The sequence below is a fragment of the Streptomyces sp. NTD91 genome, assembly GCF_059510455.1.
Map to the genome: position 1 here is coordinate 1 of NZ_JCAJZW010000080.1, position 15,534 is coordinate 15,534.

Here is a 15,534-nt window from a genome sequence, read left to right on the forward strand (position 1 = left end):
CTTGAGCGCGTAAGGGGATGCCTTCCATACCTTGTACAGGAACGGAAGCATCGAAAAGTTCGGCAGGAACGCGCCCATGGTGCAGACGTGTTGAGCGCCGTGAATCCATCGGCTGCCCAATAGTGCGCGTAGCGCCGGGGGCATGTCCTCCGAGCACAACCCGTGCTGCACCGGGAATGTGCACTGAAATCCTACGAAGAGCGTCCGGAAGGAATTTCCGACCTCTTTCGTCGAGCAGCTTTCCCGTGATCTTCGACCACCAGAAGTAGAAGCCCGCGAACACGGCGAAGACGATTGTGCCGAACAGGGTGTAGTGGAAGTGCGCTACGACGAGGTAGGGGCACCGACGCCGACTGTTCTGCCTCGGCCGCCGACGGGCCCGGGCGGAGCCTTGCACTCCCACGGACGAGATGCTCCCTGGCGTCGGAAGCTCCTGGAGGGCCTCCGCGATCATGTCGTGGACGGTGAACGCAGCCGTGGTGGAGACTCTCCTGCCGCCCATGCGCGGTACATCGCGGCGCACAGGCCGGACCCGGTCCGCCCGCCGTCGAACCGCACGAAGGGGCCGCGGCGCTCACACTCCTTGGTCGGTTCTTTCTCGTAGAACGGTGCCGCCCCGTAGGGCATGCCCCCCTTCGGGAACTGTTCGGTCCCGGCTACTGGCCGTGGCAGCGTCTCCGCAGGGTGCCTGCGACCACGACATGAATGCCGGCCCCTGCTCGCCCCAGGAACGGGCCGGCTTGCCCTGGTCCAGGAACCTCTGCCCGGCCTGCTCCACTGCGTAGGCGGCCACAAGCCGGTTCCAGCTGTACCGACCCGGGCCGATCTCCGCGACGAGGTGCGCTCGGGTGAGGCGCGACAAGGCCTGGCGGACCCGACACTCCGGCCGTCCTGCCAGGTCCGCAACCTGCGATGCCGCGAACATGGGGTCTGGGCAGGCGCTCAGATCGCGGAAGAGCGCGGCTGTCTCCGTGTCGAGCAGGCGGTACGAGCGGGTGATGGACTCACGGACGTCTAGCGTCTGGTCCTCGTCGCTCGCGAAGGCGTCCAGGGTGCTGTGCTCCGGCGCCTCGTACTCGTCGGCCAGGCTCGCCAGACGCAGCTGGGGTCGATACGCCGCGCGGGCGGCGACGTTGGCCAGGGCCAAGGGGAGCTGCCCGGCCAGCCGGATGATGCGGTCGACGGCCTCCGGTTCAGCTGCTGTCCTCGCTGCGCCGAGTCGGCGCGAGAGGAGGCTGCGTGCGTCCGTCTGGCTCAGCGGCATGAGTGTCAGGGGAAGTGCCTGGTAGGCAGCGACGAGCGCGTGCAGTTGCATGCGGCTGGTGACAAGGACCATGGAGCCGGGGCCTCCGGGGAGGAGATGCTTTATCTGATCCGTGTTCCATGCGTTGTCGAGCAGGACGAGCACTCGGCGGTTGGCCAGCAAGCCGCGGAACATGAGCCCCCGTGCCTGCGCGGTCTCGGGCATGTCCTCGACGCGGACGCCCAACGACTGCAGGAAGTCCTCGAGCACCTGCGCGGGGTCCCGCGGCTCGGCCTCCGGTCCGGCTCCCTGCAGGTCTGCAAAGAGCTGGCCGTCCGGGAAGCGGTCAGCCAGACGGTGCGCGACGGTGGTGGCGAAAGCCGTCTTGCCGACGCCGGCCAGTCCACCGACCGTGCAGATGGCCACGGAGGACGACGCCTCCGCATCGGCAGCCAAGCGCTCGACCTGCTCCTGCTCTCCCTCACGGCCGACGAGGCTCGGCAGGGCGGCCGGGAGCTGAGCCGGGGCGTGCGGCGGGGACGCCGCCGGCGCGGCCTTCGGGCGGTCGGCGCTCTGCGGGAGCTGGAATCGCCCGGAAAGGATGCGCTCGTGGACTTGCTGCAGTTCCGGCGACGGGCTGACGCCGAGGCGTTGACGCAGCAGGTGACTGGTCGTGTGGTAGATCGTCAGCGCCTCGGACTGCCGGCCGGCGCCGTAGAGCGCAGTCATGAGGAGGCCGCATACGCGCTCTCGAAGCGGGTGCTCGGCAAGCAGAGCGGACAGTTCCGCGGCGGCCTCGGCGTAGTGCCCTCTCTCGACTTCGCAGGCGAGCTGCTCCTCCGCACAGGCGAGGCGCATCTCGCCGAGGACGCTGCGCTGCTGGTCCGCGAACGGCCCCGGGACCCCGGCGAGGGCCACTCCTTTCCACATCTCGAGGCCCTCCGTCAGCAGACTCGACGCAGACTCCAGGTCGCCCGTGCTACGTGCCTCCCTCGCCCTTGCCGTCAGCTCCTTGAATCTGTTCAGGTCCAGAGCGTCCGGTTGGATGTGCAGCAGGTAGCCCCCGTCGACCAGGCTCACGGAGCTGTCACTCTGCTCCCCCAGTGCCTGCCTGAGCCTGTAAACGTACGTGCGCACGGAGCCCACGGCCGACGGTGGGGCCTCGTCGCCCCACACGTCGTCCACCAGTTTCGAGAGACTCACAGGCTTGCCCGCCCTGAGCAACAGCGAAGCGAGCACGGCACACTGCCTCGGCTGACCGGCTCCGGCCTCGCTCCCCCGCCTGTAGAGCCGGACCGGGCCGAGCACTGAGAACTGGACACCTGCATGCATAGTGTCTACCGCCCTGGAGACGCTTGTGAGACTTGACTGCTTGGCTGTCCGCAAGGGACCGCTCTCTCCAAACGTACCGCAGATCAGCCCGTTTTCTGGACCAAATGGTCCCTTCATTGCTGGTCACAACGGCACCTGGCGTGACACGGCCGCCATGGCGCTGCACCGGCATGCCCGGACGGCGGCGTCCTGGTCGCGGTCGAGCAACTCGGCACAACGGACCGGCTCGCACACCGTCAAGGACCCGGTGGGCGGCTGTATGTGTTCGCGCAGCCGCAACGGGTGGCGGTTGGCGGACCACTCGGTGACCTCCGGCGTGGAAGACGGACCTGTCCGCCTTCCGTCCGGCCGGAGAGCTCGATGGAAAGGGCCCCGCCTTTGCGCGGGGACCGCCACCTTGCGTTGGCGCCTGGGCCGCATGCGGCCCAGGCAGCGTGCGGACGAACACGTCGTCCCGCTGTCACGCCCAGGTCGTCCGCTGGGTGGACGCTGAAGTCCAGTCGGTAGGGGGCCGACCCAACCGCTCGCGGCGCTGCACCGGGGCCTGTCGGCGCCGCCTCGCCCCAGACGGCTCAGCGTCCTCCGGCGCCACCTTTGGGCGAATTGCCGTCCTCGGAGGGGACGGCATATGCCTTGATGTGGCCGATCGCCATATCGAGAGCGATCCTCATGGGTTTGATGTCCCGGACCGTCTGGGCAAGGAGATAGCCGCCCTGAAGGGCGGCCATGAGGCCGGTGGCGAGCTCTCCGGTGTCCGCGTCGGCGTGGAGGACCCCTGAGTCCTTCATCCGCGTGAGGCCGACCTCGAGGAGCCCTTTCCAAGTGTCGAAGTACCGCGCGATTGCCTGGCGCGCCTCTTCGTCCTGATCCGCCAGCTCGCCTGCAAGGGAGCCGAGCCTGCAGCCATACGCTCCGTTTCGGAGTGCATTGTTTTCGATCACCGCGTCCCGCCAGCGCTCCAGCCCGCGGATGGAGTTCAGCCGCCGCAACAGCTGGTGCTGGCGTTCGAGCACTTCCACAGCCTGCAACGCGACAACGTCCCGCACCAACGCATCCTTGTCGGGGTAGTGGCGGTAGAGCTGGGATTTACTCGTTCCGCTGGCCGCCCTGACATCGTCGAGGGTCGTAGCACTCACACCTTTGACGTACATCATGTCGGCGGCGGCCCTCAAAATGCGCTCTTGAGTCGCCCGCCCGCGCTCAGTCAACCGGGAGCCGTTTTTGTCGCTCGCCTGTCCCGCCATATTGACCAGATTACTGGTGCGAACGCTAGCAGGATCCAGAGTGGACCTCAAGGTCCCTTTTTGTCCACGGCCCTCGCCCATTCGGCCTGAAGTCATCGCCCCGGGCCCCGCCGTCCCGGCGAGCCCCGCGATCGGAGAACTGGCACCTCGCGCCCAGTCGACGCGGCAGCCGAGTCTCGACCGTAACGGCCACCCGACCGAGCGCCGAAACGGCCCGCGGGATGAACCGACGGACCACACTCACTCCGGTGAACAAGGGGAAGCCACGAGGGATCCGCACGACAGCGCGGTCAGCGACTCAGCAGGCCAGACGCCATCCACGACTCGATCTTCCGGACCAGGGCTCTGGGTGACTGGGACCGCAGGGCACCTCCTGCGGCCGGCTCGGCCGAGTCGTGGAAAACACGCTGCTCGGCGGATCAGCGGGAGGGGGACTCCGGCAAGGGGTCCGTACAGATGGTGTGTGAGGACGCGGGTGCCATCATGTGCGTCGGATGATCAGCACTGCCACATCGTCGAGGTGGTCCACCGCGACCCCGGCCTCGAGGATGCGGTCGGCGGTCTCCTCGGCGCTCAGCCCGTCGTGGACTGCTTGGGCGGCCAGCGTTCCGGCTCGCTCCAGTCCGTCGTCCAGTGTCAGGGTCGGCCCTTCGACCACGCCGTCGGTGACCATGACCAGCGCGGCGTCCTTGCCCAGTGTGAAGGTTCCTTCGGGGTAGTCGGCGTCGGGCAGGACTCCCAGCACCGGGCCGCCCGGCATTTCACGGATGCTGTGGCTGCCGTCGTCGCGTGCGTACAGCAGCGGCACATGGCCGGCGCTGGCACCGGTGACCCGTCCGTCGCCCGGGTCGATACGCAGCAGGGTGCAGCTGGCGAATCGAGCCGAGTCCATCGTGACGAGCAGCTCGTTGGTGCGCGTCAGCACGGTCGCGGGATCCGGTTCGCGGGCAGCGATCGCGCGCATGGAGGCGCGCACCTGTCCCATGGCTGCAGCGGCGTCCACGTCGTGTCCTTGGGCGTCGCCGATCTCCAGGGCGACGGCGCCGTCGGGCATGACGAAGGCGTCGTACCAGTCGCCGCCGATGTCGAGCCCGTCTCTGCTTGCCTGGTAGCGGGCCGCGACCTCCAGACCTGGGAGGTGCTCCGGCAGCGTGGGGAGCATGGTCTGCTGGAGGGCCGTGGCCAGCTCGACTCGTGCCTCTTGCAACCTGACGCGTTTCAGTGCCTGGCCTGTAAGGTCGGCAAGAGTACCCATGAGGGCCCGCTCGTCCGGGGACGAGTGGTGTTCGCTGTCGTAGGTCACCAACCAGGCCCCGAGCGGCTGATCGCCACCCGGGCTGAGGGAGGTGATCGAGATGGCGAAGCCGGAGTCGAGCCGGTCCAGGTACGGCACCATGGCCCCGTGCGGCCAGCGGCGGATGTAATCCTCCCGGTTGGGAATGAACTGCGGCTCGCCGGTGCGGATCACATGGGGCAGAGCGCTGGGGGCGTCCAGCGGCAGGCCGTGCAGGGCGGCCACCGGTATCGGGATCCCGGCATCGGAGGAGACGCGCAGACGGCCTTTCGCGGTGAACGCCAGCGCGGCGCCGGTACCACCGAAGGCCGCGGCGAGCCTGGTCAGGACGACCTGCTGTACTTCTTGCTCCGTGACTGCGGTCATCACGGCCGAGGAGAAGGCCGCGATCTCGGCGGCTCGCTGCCGCTCAGCACTCAGCGCCACCAACGCTCTGCGCCGGCGCGCTTCCCTCTTGGTGTCGTCACGGATCACCCCGAAGATCCGCTCAGGGCCGCCATAGCCCAGAATGATCCGACGGGCCTGGCAGACCAGATGGTGGCACCCATCACGCTCGGTAAGGAACCGCAACCTGATCCAGGGGGACCGGGCGACCGTCGAACGCACGAGCCGCCGCAGAGCCCCGCGGTCTTCGGGGTGGACTCGCCGAACGGCCTCGGACAACGACATGGAGGCCTCTGGGAACAGCTCCGCCAAGGCGGGTGCGCCACCCAACCACTCCAGCTCGCGCTCCTGGGGTGAATACATACACAGACCGAGGTTGGCGGCCTCGGCCGCCAACCGGAACGGGATCACCAGACCGCCCAGGTCGTTTCCCGCGTCCAACGAGTGCACCCACACCAGCGAAGCGCCGCCCATGGGATCGTTCACCGGTCGCGCCTCGACAAGACAGACGACAGGCGCTGCACCGTGCCCGGGGAACTCCAGCACCCGCATCGCAACCGTCTTCGTCGTAGCGGCGTGGGCCGCGAGACTCCCGACCGCAGTCAGCTGGCTTGCGGGCAACAGATCACTGAAGCGACGGCCCACGGACTGTTCCACTGACCTGCCCAGTGTCCTGGCCATCGCCGTGTTGAGGCTGCGGACAGCTCCGTCCAGGGTCAAAAGAGCCGACGGTACGGCCATCTGAAGAAGTTCGTCCGAGGCGTCCATTCGCTGCTCACTGCCCATCGTCGAGCGACATGACCTCGTCGTCCTTCAGTATCTGCCGCAGAGCAGGTCGCGTCCACCAGCAGTGCATGCGACAGGGCGCAAAGCGGGAGGCCATCCGACAGCAGGCTACCCGTGGAGAGATTGCCGCTGTGGCGGAATCATTCGCTGGTCGGGGTCCTGGCACGACCTCGCAGGAGGCCGCGGGGATCACGCGGCTGCGGGCCGAGAACGCGGAACTGCGGTGCCCGAACGAGATCTTGAAGGCCGCGTCGGCTTTCTTCACGGCCGAACTCGACCGGCCGTCGAAGCGCTCGTAGCGTTCATCGACGCACACCGGCAGGTGTTCGGAGTCGAGTCGACCCGCCGCGTCCTGGCCGACCGCAGAATGAAGATCGCGACGAGCACCTACTACGCCGCCGAGAAGGGCACCCCCAGTGCCAGGACGGTCCGCGACGCCGAGCTGAAGGCACGGATCAGCCGCGTCCACGCCGACAACGGCTCCGCGGCAACCGGCGCTCCGGTCCTGGCCCGGCTCACCCATGGCTCGTACGTGTCGGTGATCGGCGGCGGATGCGGATCGTCGACGCGCGGATCACGGTGACCTACGCGTACGGCACCGTCTTGTCTTCACCGGTGCCTACCGGCTGTGCACCATCCCCACCGATGCCCGCCGCTACCCTGCCGCCGCGTTGGTCGGCCTCTCAGCGGTGAGGGCACGACTCGGCGTACTGCGCACCCCGCCACACGATCTTGAACGGAGCGACATCACGGACCGCTTCGGTGACGTCACCCTGGACACGATGTACGGACAACTGAATCGGCCTGGGCCTTACGGCGCCACAACATGGTCACCAACATCCTTACGAAGAGCAGGAGATCGCATCGCCGGCTTCCCGGCCTTGGGTCAGCTCCCGATCGACAGGGGGTAGGGCGCGAGGGCATCGAGGAACAAGGGCAACAAAGAAATTCAGGTAAGACGGCGCGAAGGATCGACGCTCATCAGATACGCGCAGAGGGCATCGGGTAGGTCGTCTCGCTCATCGGAGTCGCGTGGTGCGCCACGGGGCGTGGAAGAGCCCATCCCAGACACCGTGTTGAAAGGAACCCTGATGCACGACAGCCGGGCCTGTTGGCAAGACCGCGCTGATTCACCGGATCCGATCACGGCGTTGGCGCAGCGACGCGACCGGACTTGCCCAGGCCGGCGTCGATGTCATCCTTCTCGCCCGCACCGCCGACCAACTCGACGAAACCGCCAACGCCAGCAGAGCAGGTGCGTCGAGTGTAGAGGTTCGCATCGTGACTGCTGATCTGACGAACGACAACCAGCGCACCACGGCCGTCGACGACCACCCGCTGTCCGGCGGCCCGGTCGGTGTTCCGACCAACGACGCGGCCACTGTCGAGCCCCCCGACGCCCGCACCACGATCGATCCAGCGCAGCTACGGGATGCATGTGAGATTGATTTACTGCGAGCTGGACGAGGTGTGCGCCGTGCGCTGGCCGAATCCCTGCGCGAAGCCGTCCGCACCGGCCGCCTGGCCCCGGGGACACGGCTGCCCTCCTCCCGCCGGCTCGCCACCGACCTCCGCCTTGCCCGCAACACCGTGGCTGACGCCTACGCCGACCTCGTCGCCGAGGGATGGCTTACCGCCCGCAGCGGCTCGGGCACACTCGTGGCGGACAGGATGATCAGTCGGCCGGTCTCGGCGCGCTCGGCCGCCGAGCCGCCCGGCGACACCGGCCACGACCTGATCCCAGGCAACCCCGACCTCACCGCCTTTCCACGTGCAGCCTGGCTGAAGGCCACTCGCCGCGCCCTGGCCGCGGCGCCCGACGAAGCGTTCGGCTACGGCGACCCCCGCGGTCGGCCGGAACTACGGGCCGCACTCGCAGACCATCTCGCTCGAGCCCGGGGCGTGTGCGTGAGTCCCGAGCACATACTGATCTGCGCCGGCGTCTCCCACGGCCTGCAGATCCTGAGCGGAGTCCTGGCCGGGCGGGGAGCCAGGAACGTCGCCGTCGAGTCCTACGGCCTGGACAGGTACCGCGGCCTTCTGGCGGCTGCTGGGCTGAAGACCCTCCCGCTCCCCTTGGATACCCACGGGACCGACCCAGTGCCGCCCGTCGGCACCGATGCGGTCCTCCTCACACCGGCTCACCAGTTCCCTGTGGGCACGGCGCTCGAGCGCGATCGCCGCACGGCTGTCGTGGAATGGGCCAGACGGACCGGCAGCTTGGTCCTGGAGGATGACTACGACGGTGAGTTCCGTTTCGACCGCCAGTCTGTCGGGGCACTCCAAGGACTCGACCCCGACTGCGTGGTCTACCTGGGTACCGCCAGCCAGACGCTTGCTCCTGGCCTGCGGCTGGCCTGGATGGCGCTGCCCCCCACGCTCACTGAGGAAGCCGTGGCGGCCAAGGGGCAGATCGACTCGTGCGAGGTGTTCAGCCAGCTGACGATGGCGGAATTCATCACCTCCGGCGCCTACGACCGTCACGTACGTGCTGCCCGTCGGCGCTACCGCGATCGACGAGACGCCCTGGTCGCAGCCCTGGCCCGGCACGCCCCGAAGGTGCGCGTCATCGGGACGGCGGCCGGCCTGCACACCGTGCTCGGACTGCCGCCCGGGACCGAGCAGCGGGTCCTTCGGTCGGCAACCCGGCAAGGCCTCAAAGTGGCTGGCCTGTCTCGATACCGCCATGAACGGTCCCTGAACGTCATGGCCGATGCCCTCGTCGTTGGATACGGGGTGCCTTCCGACACCGCGTGGCCCCGGGCGCTCTCCGCACTCGTACGGATCCTTTCCTGACACGCCCCGAGTAGCCGGGCACCCGGACCGAGCTCGAGCGGGTCACCGTGCGTGAACGCCGGAGTCGGCGGCCGGAGCGCGGCCTCGGCAAGCCGACGGTGGCGGGTGACCAGGTCGGCGGGCAGGACGCCGTTCGTCACGAGCGACTCGCACTCGCCGTCGAGTTCCGCCGCTTGAGCGACGATGCCCCACCCGGCCCGGCCAGGGCGGCAGCGGCGCGTCGTCCAGCTCCCGGATGGCGGCACCCGCCGCGGTCCACGCCGCCGAGGTCCCGGTCGACGGCCCGGCGAGGCACCCAAGCGTCGGCCCCGGGAGCGCGGCGATCGCCGGCACGGGCGGCTTGCGCCACAGGTCCGTCAGGGTCGGGACCGGCGCGGGGGCCATCGCCTCGACGTCGACGCGCGCCTGATCCGCGTCCGCCTTCAGGAACACGTCACCGACGCGCTAAGGAATCATAGCAAAATGAGGCGTTGACGCCTTGGAATGACAGGCCGTCAGCCGGTGTTGCGCCTACATCCATCGGATCGGGGTGGGTATGGGACAGCGCAGGCCGTGGGAGGTCGAGGACGGGCTGTGGCAACGGATCGCTCCGCTGTTGCCGGTGGTAGAGCGGCGTACCCGGTATCCGGGGCGCAAGCGGCTGGATGACCGGCGGGTGCTCAACGGGATCCTGTTCGTCCTGTACACGGGGGTCCCCTGGGAGTTCCTGCCGCAGGAACTGGGGTACGGCTCGGGGAGTACGTGCTGGCGCAGGCTGCGTGACTGGCATGAGGCCGGGGTGTGGCAGGCCTTGCACGAGCTGCTGCTCGCCGCGTTACGTCGGCCGGCATGCTGGACTTCTCCCGGGCCGCGGTGGATGGCTCGCACCTGCGGGCGATGAAGGGCGGCGCGAAGAGTGGGCCATCTCCGGTGGACCGGGGCAGGACCGGCAGCAAACACCATGTGATCACCGAGGCGCACGGCATTCCGCTCGCCGCCACACTGACCGGCGGCAACCGCCACGACGTCACCCAGCTCATGCCCCTGGTCAACGCCGTACCACCGGTCAGGGGCAAACGCGGGCGCCCCGCCGACGCCCCGGCGCGCTGTATGCCGACCGCGGCTATGACTACGACGCCTACCGCCGCGGCCTGCGCGGACTGGGCATCCGCCCAGTCATCGCCCGCCGGGGCACCGATCACGGCTCAGGACTCGGCGTCCACCGCTGGGTCGTCGAAGCCGCCTTCGCCCTCCTGCACTGGTTCCGCCGCCTGCGCACCCGCTGGGAGATCCGTGACGATCTCCACGAAGCCTTCCTCATCCTCGGTTGCGCCATCATCTGCTGGCGCCGCTTGAAGACCTCCCTGGACAGAACAACTAGAGCTTGTCCGGTGGGCCTTGCGGCCGGTGGCCCCGGGGCCGTGGCACTGCCGTAGTCTCCATGGCCATGTTCGAGTGGTGGCATGTGCTGGCGAATGACGCACGGCAGCAATGGATTCTGGAGCCGTGTGCGCAGGTTCGAATCCTGCGGGGGGGGACTCGCCGGTCAGCTAGCAACGATCAGGCTCTGACCAGGGCGAATGCCGACATGAGAGAGCGGGAGTCAGTCTCACTGACTCCCGCTGGCGCAGCGGTCCACCGGAGTGGAGACGCTCGGCTTCGTGCCCGCCTGTGCTCAGCGGGTACCGCGCGCGGTGTTTGGTGCGGGCCACCAGGCTGCGTCTGAGATCGCGGTCGCCGGTGAGCCGGTGAGCCGGGGGACGACGTCGGTGACCACGGAAACCTCGCCCCTCTCGATCGCTTGGTACCAGGAGATCCAGGTCTCGATCTGTTCCCCCCTCATGCCCTGCCGCCATCGCCGTGCGAAGGCTTCCTCAACGGTCTCGGATTCGTAGCGGTAGGGCCGACCGGTGGCCGCGGCGATCCGGGTGACCGCTTCGTCGAGGGTCAGGGCCTCAGGCCCGGTGATCTCAAGCGTCGCGCCGTCGTACTGGGAGCGCGGACCCTCGTCGAGAGCGACGGCAGTGATCACGTCGGCGATGTCCTCGTGGGTGACGAAGGCGGCCCGGCCGGTGCTCGCGGGGCCGCTCACGACGAAGTCCTCGTCGGCGAGGGCAGCCGGCGTCGACGTGTAGAAACCCGCCCGAAGCACCGTGTGACGGATCCCGGCCCCTGCCAGGAACTGTTCGGTCATCCACTGGTCGCGGGCGTTGAGGTAGGTCGCGGTGGGCGCCGCGCTGACGAGGGACACGTACAGGACCCGGTCCACGCCGACCGCGATCGCGGCCTCGACCGCAGTGGCGTGTTCTTCCAGCCGGCGCCCCGTGCGGTGGCCGGAGACCAGAATAAGAGTCGCCGCGCCCTCCAATGCCTTGCGCATGTCCGAGGCGTCGGCGTACGCGGCCGGACCGCGTCGCTGGGCGTCCGGCAGTTCAGGCAGGCGGTCAGGGTGGCGTCCGACGAGGAGTTGGGGGACGCCATGGTCGGCGAGTCGGGCCGCGATCCGGCTGCCCAGCGCCCCGGTCCCCCCCGTGACCGCCACCGTGGCCGGGTTCTTTTCAGTCATGGGTTCCCTCCATGTGCGGCCGCTGTCGATCGCGGCACTCCTGCTTCCGATTACGTCTGGCGAGAAACAACGCCTTCGGCTGCGTCTTCCGGATGTGCGATGGCGCGGTAGTTCACCACCACGCGCACGCCCCTGGGCCGGACTCCCCGCCTCAGTGCAGCGGTCGCGATCCACGCAGCGAGCCGCGGCAGTGGCGTGCCGCACCCGAAGACTCAGCCGGTCAAGCCCGGATCGTTGGGGTGCGGCTGCAAAGCGGTGATGACCGCGGTCGCCCAAGACCACAGGGGCAGGCTTCCGAGGACCTTCTCACGCAATTCCGCCTCGTCGGCGGCGCGCCACACGGCGATGACGCGAGGCTCCCCGACCGTACGCCACAGCCGGGACAAGTGGCCTTCGGCGGCGAGCTCCTTGGCCCGTACAGCTTCGGCGGCGCGGCGCCTGTCGACCTCTGCTTGGTTGGTCCCCTCTGGCACGCTGATGGTCATCTCGACCAGGAACTCCTTCATGGCCTATTCCTCCGTCGTATATTCGGGTGCTTCTTGCCTTGCTTCTACGGGGAACGCGGGGCTTCACGACCGTCTGCGAGCCCCTCGGCGAACGCCCGGGCTTCCTCCTGGTCACCGACACCGTTCGAGCGGACGCCCGCGCGCAGGGCATAGCTACTGCGGCTCTCCCGCAAGCGGGAGGTGAGGTGGCCCGGCGGGCCGATGCTCACGAAGGTCGGCCAACTCATGAAGTCGGTCAACGGCATCGTGAAGGGCGCCTCGAACTGCAACAACGCGGCGTACGCACCGTCCAAGGTGCCACCGCAGGCGTAGCCCAGCGCGTGATCGCCAGCCACCATTGAACGTATTCGCTCAGACTTGTCTAGGGCGTGATGGTTGCGGTGCGGTAGAACTCGGCCGCAGTGAACGTGGCAGGGACACCGAGTTCGGCGGCGACCGCGCTGATCGCGTCAACGCCGACGGCGAGGTCGACTCGGCCGTCGGTGGTGAACTGCGATGCGATGTAGGCGTCGTAGTGGGCTCGGACTTCATCCTCGGTGTGTCGCCCGAGGAACGTCTGTAGGTGCCGCACCGTGGTGTCGGGGTCGTTGTGGATCACCTTCAGGGCGCGCAGATGGGCTCGTACGACGGCCTGAACCGCGGGGTCGTCCGGATCGGTGTAGGTGGGGTCGACGGCCACGCCCACGGTGGGGATCTGAAAGTGGTCACCAAAGAAGGCCAGTACCTGCCAACCGTGCTCGGCGGCGACCGCCTCCGGTGCCAGGGTGTCGCCGACCACGGCGGCGTCGATACTGCCCTCCTCCAGCTGGCGCAGGTCCATGCCGAAGTCGCCGGGCCAACGGACGATGGTCTGGACGTCGCGGTCCGGGTCGAGGCCAGCCTGACGCAGCACGATCCGAGTGAAGCACCCCGGTCCGGTGTGAGGGGGGTGTACCGTCACCCGCCGGCCGGCCAGGTCGGCCACCGAGGCAATACCGGAGCGGGCGAGGATCCAGAACAGCGGGCGGTAGGTGTTGATATTAAGCGCGACCCAGGGGATGCCATCCCTCAGTCGCGACAGCACTGTCCGGCCGAGTCCGATGACTGCACCATGACGCAGCCGCTGCGCATCCCAGGTGCAGCCGTCGCGCACGGCGACGTGGACGCCCTCGTCAGCGTAGAAGTCCTCCTGGTCGGCAATGTAAGTGACCAGCTCCTCGTGCGGGCCCCGCCCGACGTAGGCAAGATCGATTGTGTGCATGAGAGTTTTCCTTTGAGATGGCGGTGTGCCAGATGCGGCCCGGGTCGGGGCGATTGGCCCCCTGTGCGGGGACGACCATTGGCCCCGTGTGCGGGGACAGTGACGCCTCAGTACATGAACATCCCGCCGTTGACCGCGGCCGTGGTGCCGGTCATGAAGGTGTTGTCCTCGCCGGCGTAGAAGACGATCGCTTGGGCGACGTCGGCCGGGTAGGCAATGCCACTCTGACGGCTGACCCGGTCATGACCCCACCTCCTCCTCATCACGGGCCGTCGGAATGACCGCCCCTACTTGGTCGTCGTCGACGCCGGGTGCCGAACGGATCGCCCCGTAGAGCACGGTGTCGACGGTCGCCCGCAGCAGATCTGCCGCCGTCCAGTCCAGTGCGTGCGGCAACTGCGAGGCAGACAGCCGCTCCAGCGCGCCGCGGGTGATCTCGCTGAGCAACTCGGGCGGCGCAAGCAGCAGTCCCTGCCGGTGGCCGTCCCGGAACAGCTCGTCGAGCCGCTGATAGACCACCGCGTCCGTGCGCTGCTCCACGTACCGGCGCAGCATCGCATCGCCGCCCCGCCCGGTCGCGAGTTGAGCCGCGCCGATCCGCCCAAGCTCGCCGCCCGCCGCGATTAGGAACCGCTGGACCCGCACATCGAACGGCCGCCCTTCCGTGTCCTCGGCCGCTGTCACCAGCGTGCGCTCTACCGCCTCGAACTGCCGGTCCAGCACCGCGGTCAGCAGGCTGCGCTTGTCCGGGAAGTAGCGGTAGATGGTCTTCTTGCTCATCCCGAGCTCCCGAGCGAGATCGTCCATGCTCACTTGCGCGAAGCCTGGCGCTAGGAATCGTTGGGCGGCCGCCTCGATGATCACATCAACACGCTGCCCTTGACGCTCGGAAACTATGGAGCCGGAATCAGTTTCCATAGTTTCCATAGTTACCACCCACTCTTGGTCTGTCAAGGCACGCCGGCCTGTGAGGCCGAGAGCCCTGCCTCGGCAACCGGCAACCCGCCGTGGTTCCTGGTCATTTGGAACACGCAGGCCGACCATTCACGGACGGTCACGAGGGGACTACGTCAGACCAGCCTCCAGGAAGAAGAAGTGTCTCGAACGATCACCTGGCTCAGCCTCAGGCACGCATCCTGAAGTGCATCAAGGACTGGATCGCCGAGCACGGAGAGACGCCCTCGGCACAAGAGATCGGTCAAGCCGTCGGCCTGCCGAGTAGGCCGTCCGTGGCGTACCAATCAACAGGATGGAACAGCTCGGGGCATCGACCGGAGCGTGCGCCGCGGTAGAGGTCAAGGCATCTCGCTGCCGCGGTAGTTGGCGTGGCGGGTTACCGCGGCAGCGGCCTGCGACCGCCTCAGGTACCGACAGGACGAGCTACATGAAGACGCCAGACACCTCCGACACAGTCCGCGTGTCCGACACCCTTCGACGGACTCCGCCGCAGGTCAGAGCGCCATGCACAGTGATCTACGCATTCACTCCGGATCCGTTCGTGAGTGTGGGGCCGCTGGCGTTCGGTATGGGTCCCGACGAGACGTCGGAGGCACTGAGTGGTATCACCGGGGAAGCTCAGCCGCACAGGCTTCGCCGTCGCGCGGGCGAGAGCGTCGACGCCGTCGAGGAGGGCGTGTACCGAGAGTTCGGTTTGAAGCTCTACTACCGGGAGGAACGGCTGGCCGGCGTCGTGGTCGATGCGCTGCGAGGACCCCAAGTCGTCGTGGAGGGGGAAGCCCTGGTCGGCCGGGCTCCCTCCGTTCTGGAGCAGTGGATGATCGGCCGTGCCGAGGACCGCGAGCCGGATTCGGACCTCTCCTACCTGGACGCTGGAGTTCCTGTGTCGGAATCGCTGGGCATCGTTCTGGATGTGCAGCGCGCGGGCGATCACCTGCTCACGCGGCCGGTGGTCATGCCCCGTGAGGCGCTGGACGACCTTCCTCACTTCCTACCCCGAGAAGCGTGGTCCCGTTGCTGAGCGCCCATCGGGTAGACGGGGACGACACCGGAGTCAGTCCGGTGGATGGCAGCTGATCACGACCGTAGCCAGAGGCTGATCGAGGCCATCGTCACGGTGCCATGGAAGATGTCGGCACGTTTGTCCCCATCAACTGACAGCCTGTCACCACAAGGCGCAAGCGGTTCATTTTGCCAGGAGTCCTAA

General features: G+C 68.1%; 12 protein-coding genes and 3 pseudogenes. 5 read left to right on the forward strand and 10 right to left on the reverse strand.

Features of this window, described 5'->3' with window-relative positions; all coding sequences use genetic code 11:
• The 4 genes and pseudogenes from AC5WRT_RS37760 to AC5WRT_RS37775 all read right to left on the reverse strand — a co-directional run.
• Positions 1–337, reverse strand: a pseudogene (locus tag AC5WRT_RS37760) (cbb3-type cytochrome c oxidase subunit I); the annotation flags it as partial.
• A 237-nt stretch (positions 338–574) separates the two neighbouring features.
• Positions 575–2,629, reverse strand: coding sequence for an AfsR/SARP family transcriptional regulator (locus tag AC5WRT_RS37765; protein ID WP_496095612.1), 2,055 nt, complete (start codon positions 2,627–2,629; stop codon positions 575–577).
• Between the two features lie 518 nt (positions 2,630–3,147).
• On the reverse strand, positions 3,148–3,819 hold the full coding sequence (locus tag AC5WRT_RS37770; protein ID WP_496095613.1) for a TetR/AcrR family transcriptional regulator: 672 nt from the start codon (positions 3,817–3,819) through the stop codon (positions 3,148–3,150).
• A gap of 481 nt (positions 3,820–4,300) precedes the next feature.
• Entirely contained in the window at positions 4,301–6,283 is a 1,983-nt protein-coding gene (locus AC5WRT_RS37775) for a SpoIIE family protein phosphatase (protein WP_496095614.1), read from the reverse strand.
• A gap of 322 nt (positions 6,284–6,605) precedes the next feature.
• Here AC5WRT_RS37775 and AC5WRT_RS37780 point away from each other — a divergent pair, with 322 nt between their 5' ends.
• Positions 6,606–6,866 (forward strand): hypothetical protein, encoded by a 261-nt coding sequence (locus AC5WRT_RS37780; protein ID WP_496101050.1) that lies wholly within the window; start codon positions 6,606–6,608, stop codon positions 6,864–6,866.
• A gap of 827 nt (positions 6,867–7,693) precedes the next feature.
• Positions 7,694–9,079, forward strand: a complete 1,386-nt coding sequence (pdxR, locus tag AC5WRT_RS37785; protein ID WP_496095631.1) for a MocR-like pyridoxine biosynthesis transcription factor PdxR — start codon at positions 7,694–7,696, stop codon at positions 9,077–9,079.
• A 41-nt stretch (positions 9,080–9,120) separates the two neighbouring features.
• Here pdxR and AC5WRT_RS37790 read toward each other — a convergent pair.
• Positions 9,121–9,511, reverse strand: a pseudogene (locus tag AC5WRT_RS37790) (aminoglycoside phosphotransferase family protein); the annotation flags it as partial.
• 103 nt (positions 9,512–9,614) lie between these two features.
• Here AC5WRT_RS37790 and AC5WRT_RS37795 point away from each other — a divergent pair.
• Positions 9,615–10,407 (forward strand): annotated as a pseudogene (locus AC5WRT_RS37795) (IS5 family transposase); the annotation flags it as partial.
• 326 nt (positions 10,408–10,733) lie between these two features.
• Here the strand turns inward: AC5WRT_RS37795 and AC5WRT_RS37800 are convergent.
• From AC5WRT_RS37800 to AC5WRT_RS37820, 5 genes are all read right to left on the reverse strand, one after another.
• A complete protein-coding gene (locus tag AC5WRT_RS37800; RefSeq protein ID WP_496095616.1) occupies positions 10,734–11,624 on the reverse strand; it encodes an NAD(P)H-binding protein in 891 nt (296 codons plus the stop codon).
• Positions 11,625–11,836: 212 nt separating this feature from the next.
• Entirely contained in the window at positions 11,837–12,130 is a 294-nt protein-coding gene (locus AC5WRT_RS37805; protein ID WP_496095617.1) for a muconolactone Delta-isomerase family protein, read from the reverse strand.
• Positions 12,131–12,491: 361 nt separating this feature from the next.
• Positions 12,492–13,370 (reverse strand): ABC transporter substrate-binding protein, encoded by an 879-nt coding sequence (locus tag AC5WRT_RS37810; protein WP_496095619.1) that lies wholly within the window; start codon positions 13,368–13,370, stop codon positions 12,492–12,494.
• Positions 13,371–13,477: 107 nt separating this feature from the next.
• Positions 13,478–13,633 carry a hypothetical protein gene (locus AC5WRT_RS37815; RefSeq protein WP_496095620.1) on the reverse strand — a complete coding sequence of 52 codons (156 nt, stop codon included), beginning with the start codon at positions 13,631–13,633 and terminating at the stop codon, positions 13,478–13,480.
• On the reverse strand, positions 13,611–14,288 hold the full coding sequence (locus AC5WRT_RS37820; RefSeq protein WP_496095621.1) for a TetR/AcrR family transcriptional regulator: 678 nt from the start codon (positions 14,286–14,288) through the stop codon (positions 13,611–13,613). The genes AC5WRT_RS37815 and AC5WRT_RS37820 overlap by 23 nt, the downstream gene beginning before the upstream one ends.
• Positions 14,289–14,377: 89 nt before the next feature.
• Between AC5WRT_RS37820 and AC5WRT_RS37825 the strand changes: the two genes are divergently transcribed.
• Together AC5WRT_RS37825 and AC5WRT_RS37830 are read left to right on the forward strand one after the other, a co-directional pair.
• Positions 14,378–14,662: a LexA family protein gene (locus AC5WRT_RS37825; protein WP_496095622.1), complete on the forward strand. Its 285-nt coding sequence runs from the start codon at positions 14,378–14,380 to the stop codon at positions 14,660–14,662.
• Between the two features lie 176 nt (positions 14,663–14,838).
• Complete coding sequence (locus tag AC5WRT_RS37830) at positions 14,839–15,348, forward strand: hypothetical protein (protein ID WP_496095623.1); 510 nt, start codon at positions 14,839–14,841, stop codon at positions 15,346–15,348.
• Positions 15,349–15,534 lie beyond the last annotated feature (186 nt).

Excerpts from the sequence above, each read along its gene's own strand:
- AC5WRT_RS37770 (WP_496095613.1), bottom strand. The coding sequence starts at position 3,819 with ATGGCGGGACAGGCGAGCGACAAAAACGGCTCCCGGTTGACTGAGCGC.
- AC5WRT_RS37775 (WP_496095614.1), bottom strand. The coding sequence starts at position 6,283 with ATGGGCAGTGAGCAGCGAATGGACGCCTCGGACGAACTTCTTCAGATG.
- AC5WRT_RS37800 (WP_496095616.1), bottom strand. The coding sequence starts at position 11,624 with ATGACTGAAAAGAACCCGGCCACGGTGGCGGTCACGGGGGGGACCGGG.
- AC5WRT_RS37805 (WP_496095617.1), bottom strand. The coding sequence starts at position 12,130 with ATGAAGGAGTTCCTGGTCGAGATGACCATCAGCGTGCCAGAGGGGACC.
- AC5WRT_RS37810 (WP_496095619.1), bottom strand. The coding sequence starts at position 13,370 with ATGCACACAATCGATCTTGCCTACGTCGGGCGGGGCCCGCACGAGGAG.
- AC5WRT_RS37815 (WP_496095620.1), bottom strand. The coding sequence starts at position 13,633 with ATGAGGAGGAGGTGGGGTCATGACCGGGTCAGCCGTCAGAGTGGCATT.
- AC5WRT_RS37820 (WP_496095621.1), bottom strand. The coding sequence starts at position 14,288 with ATGGAAACTGATTCCGGCTCCATAGTTTCCGAGCGTCAAGGGCAGCGT.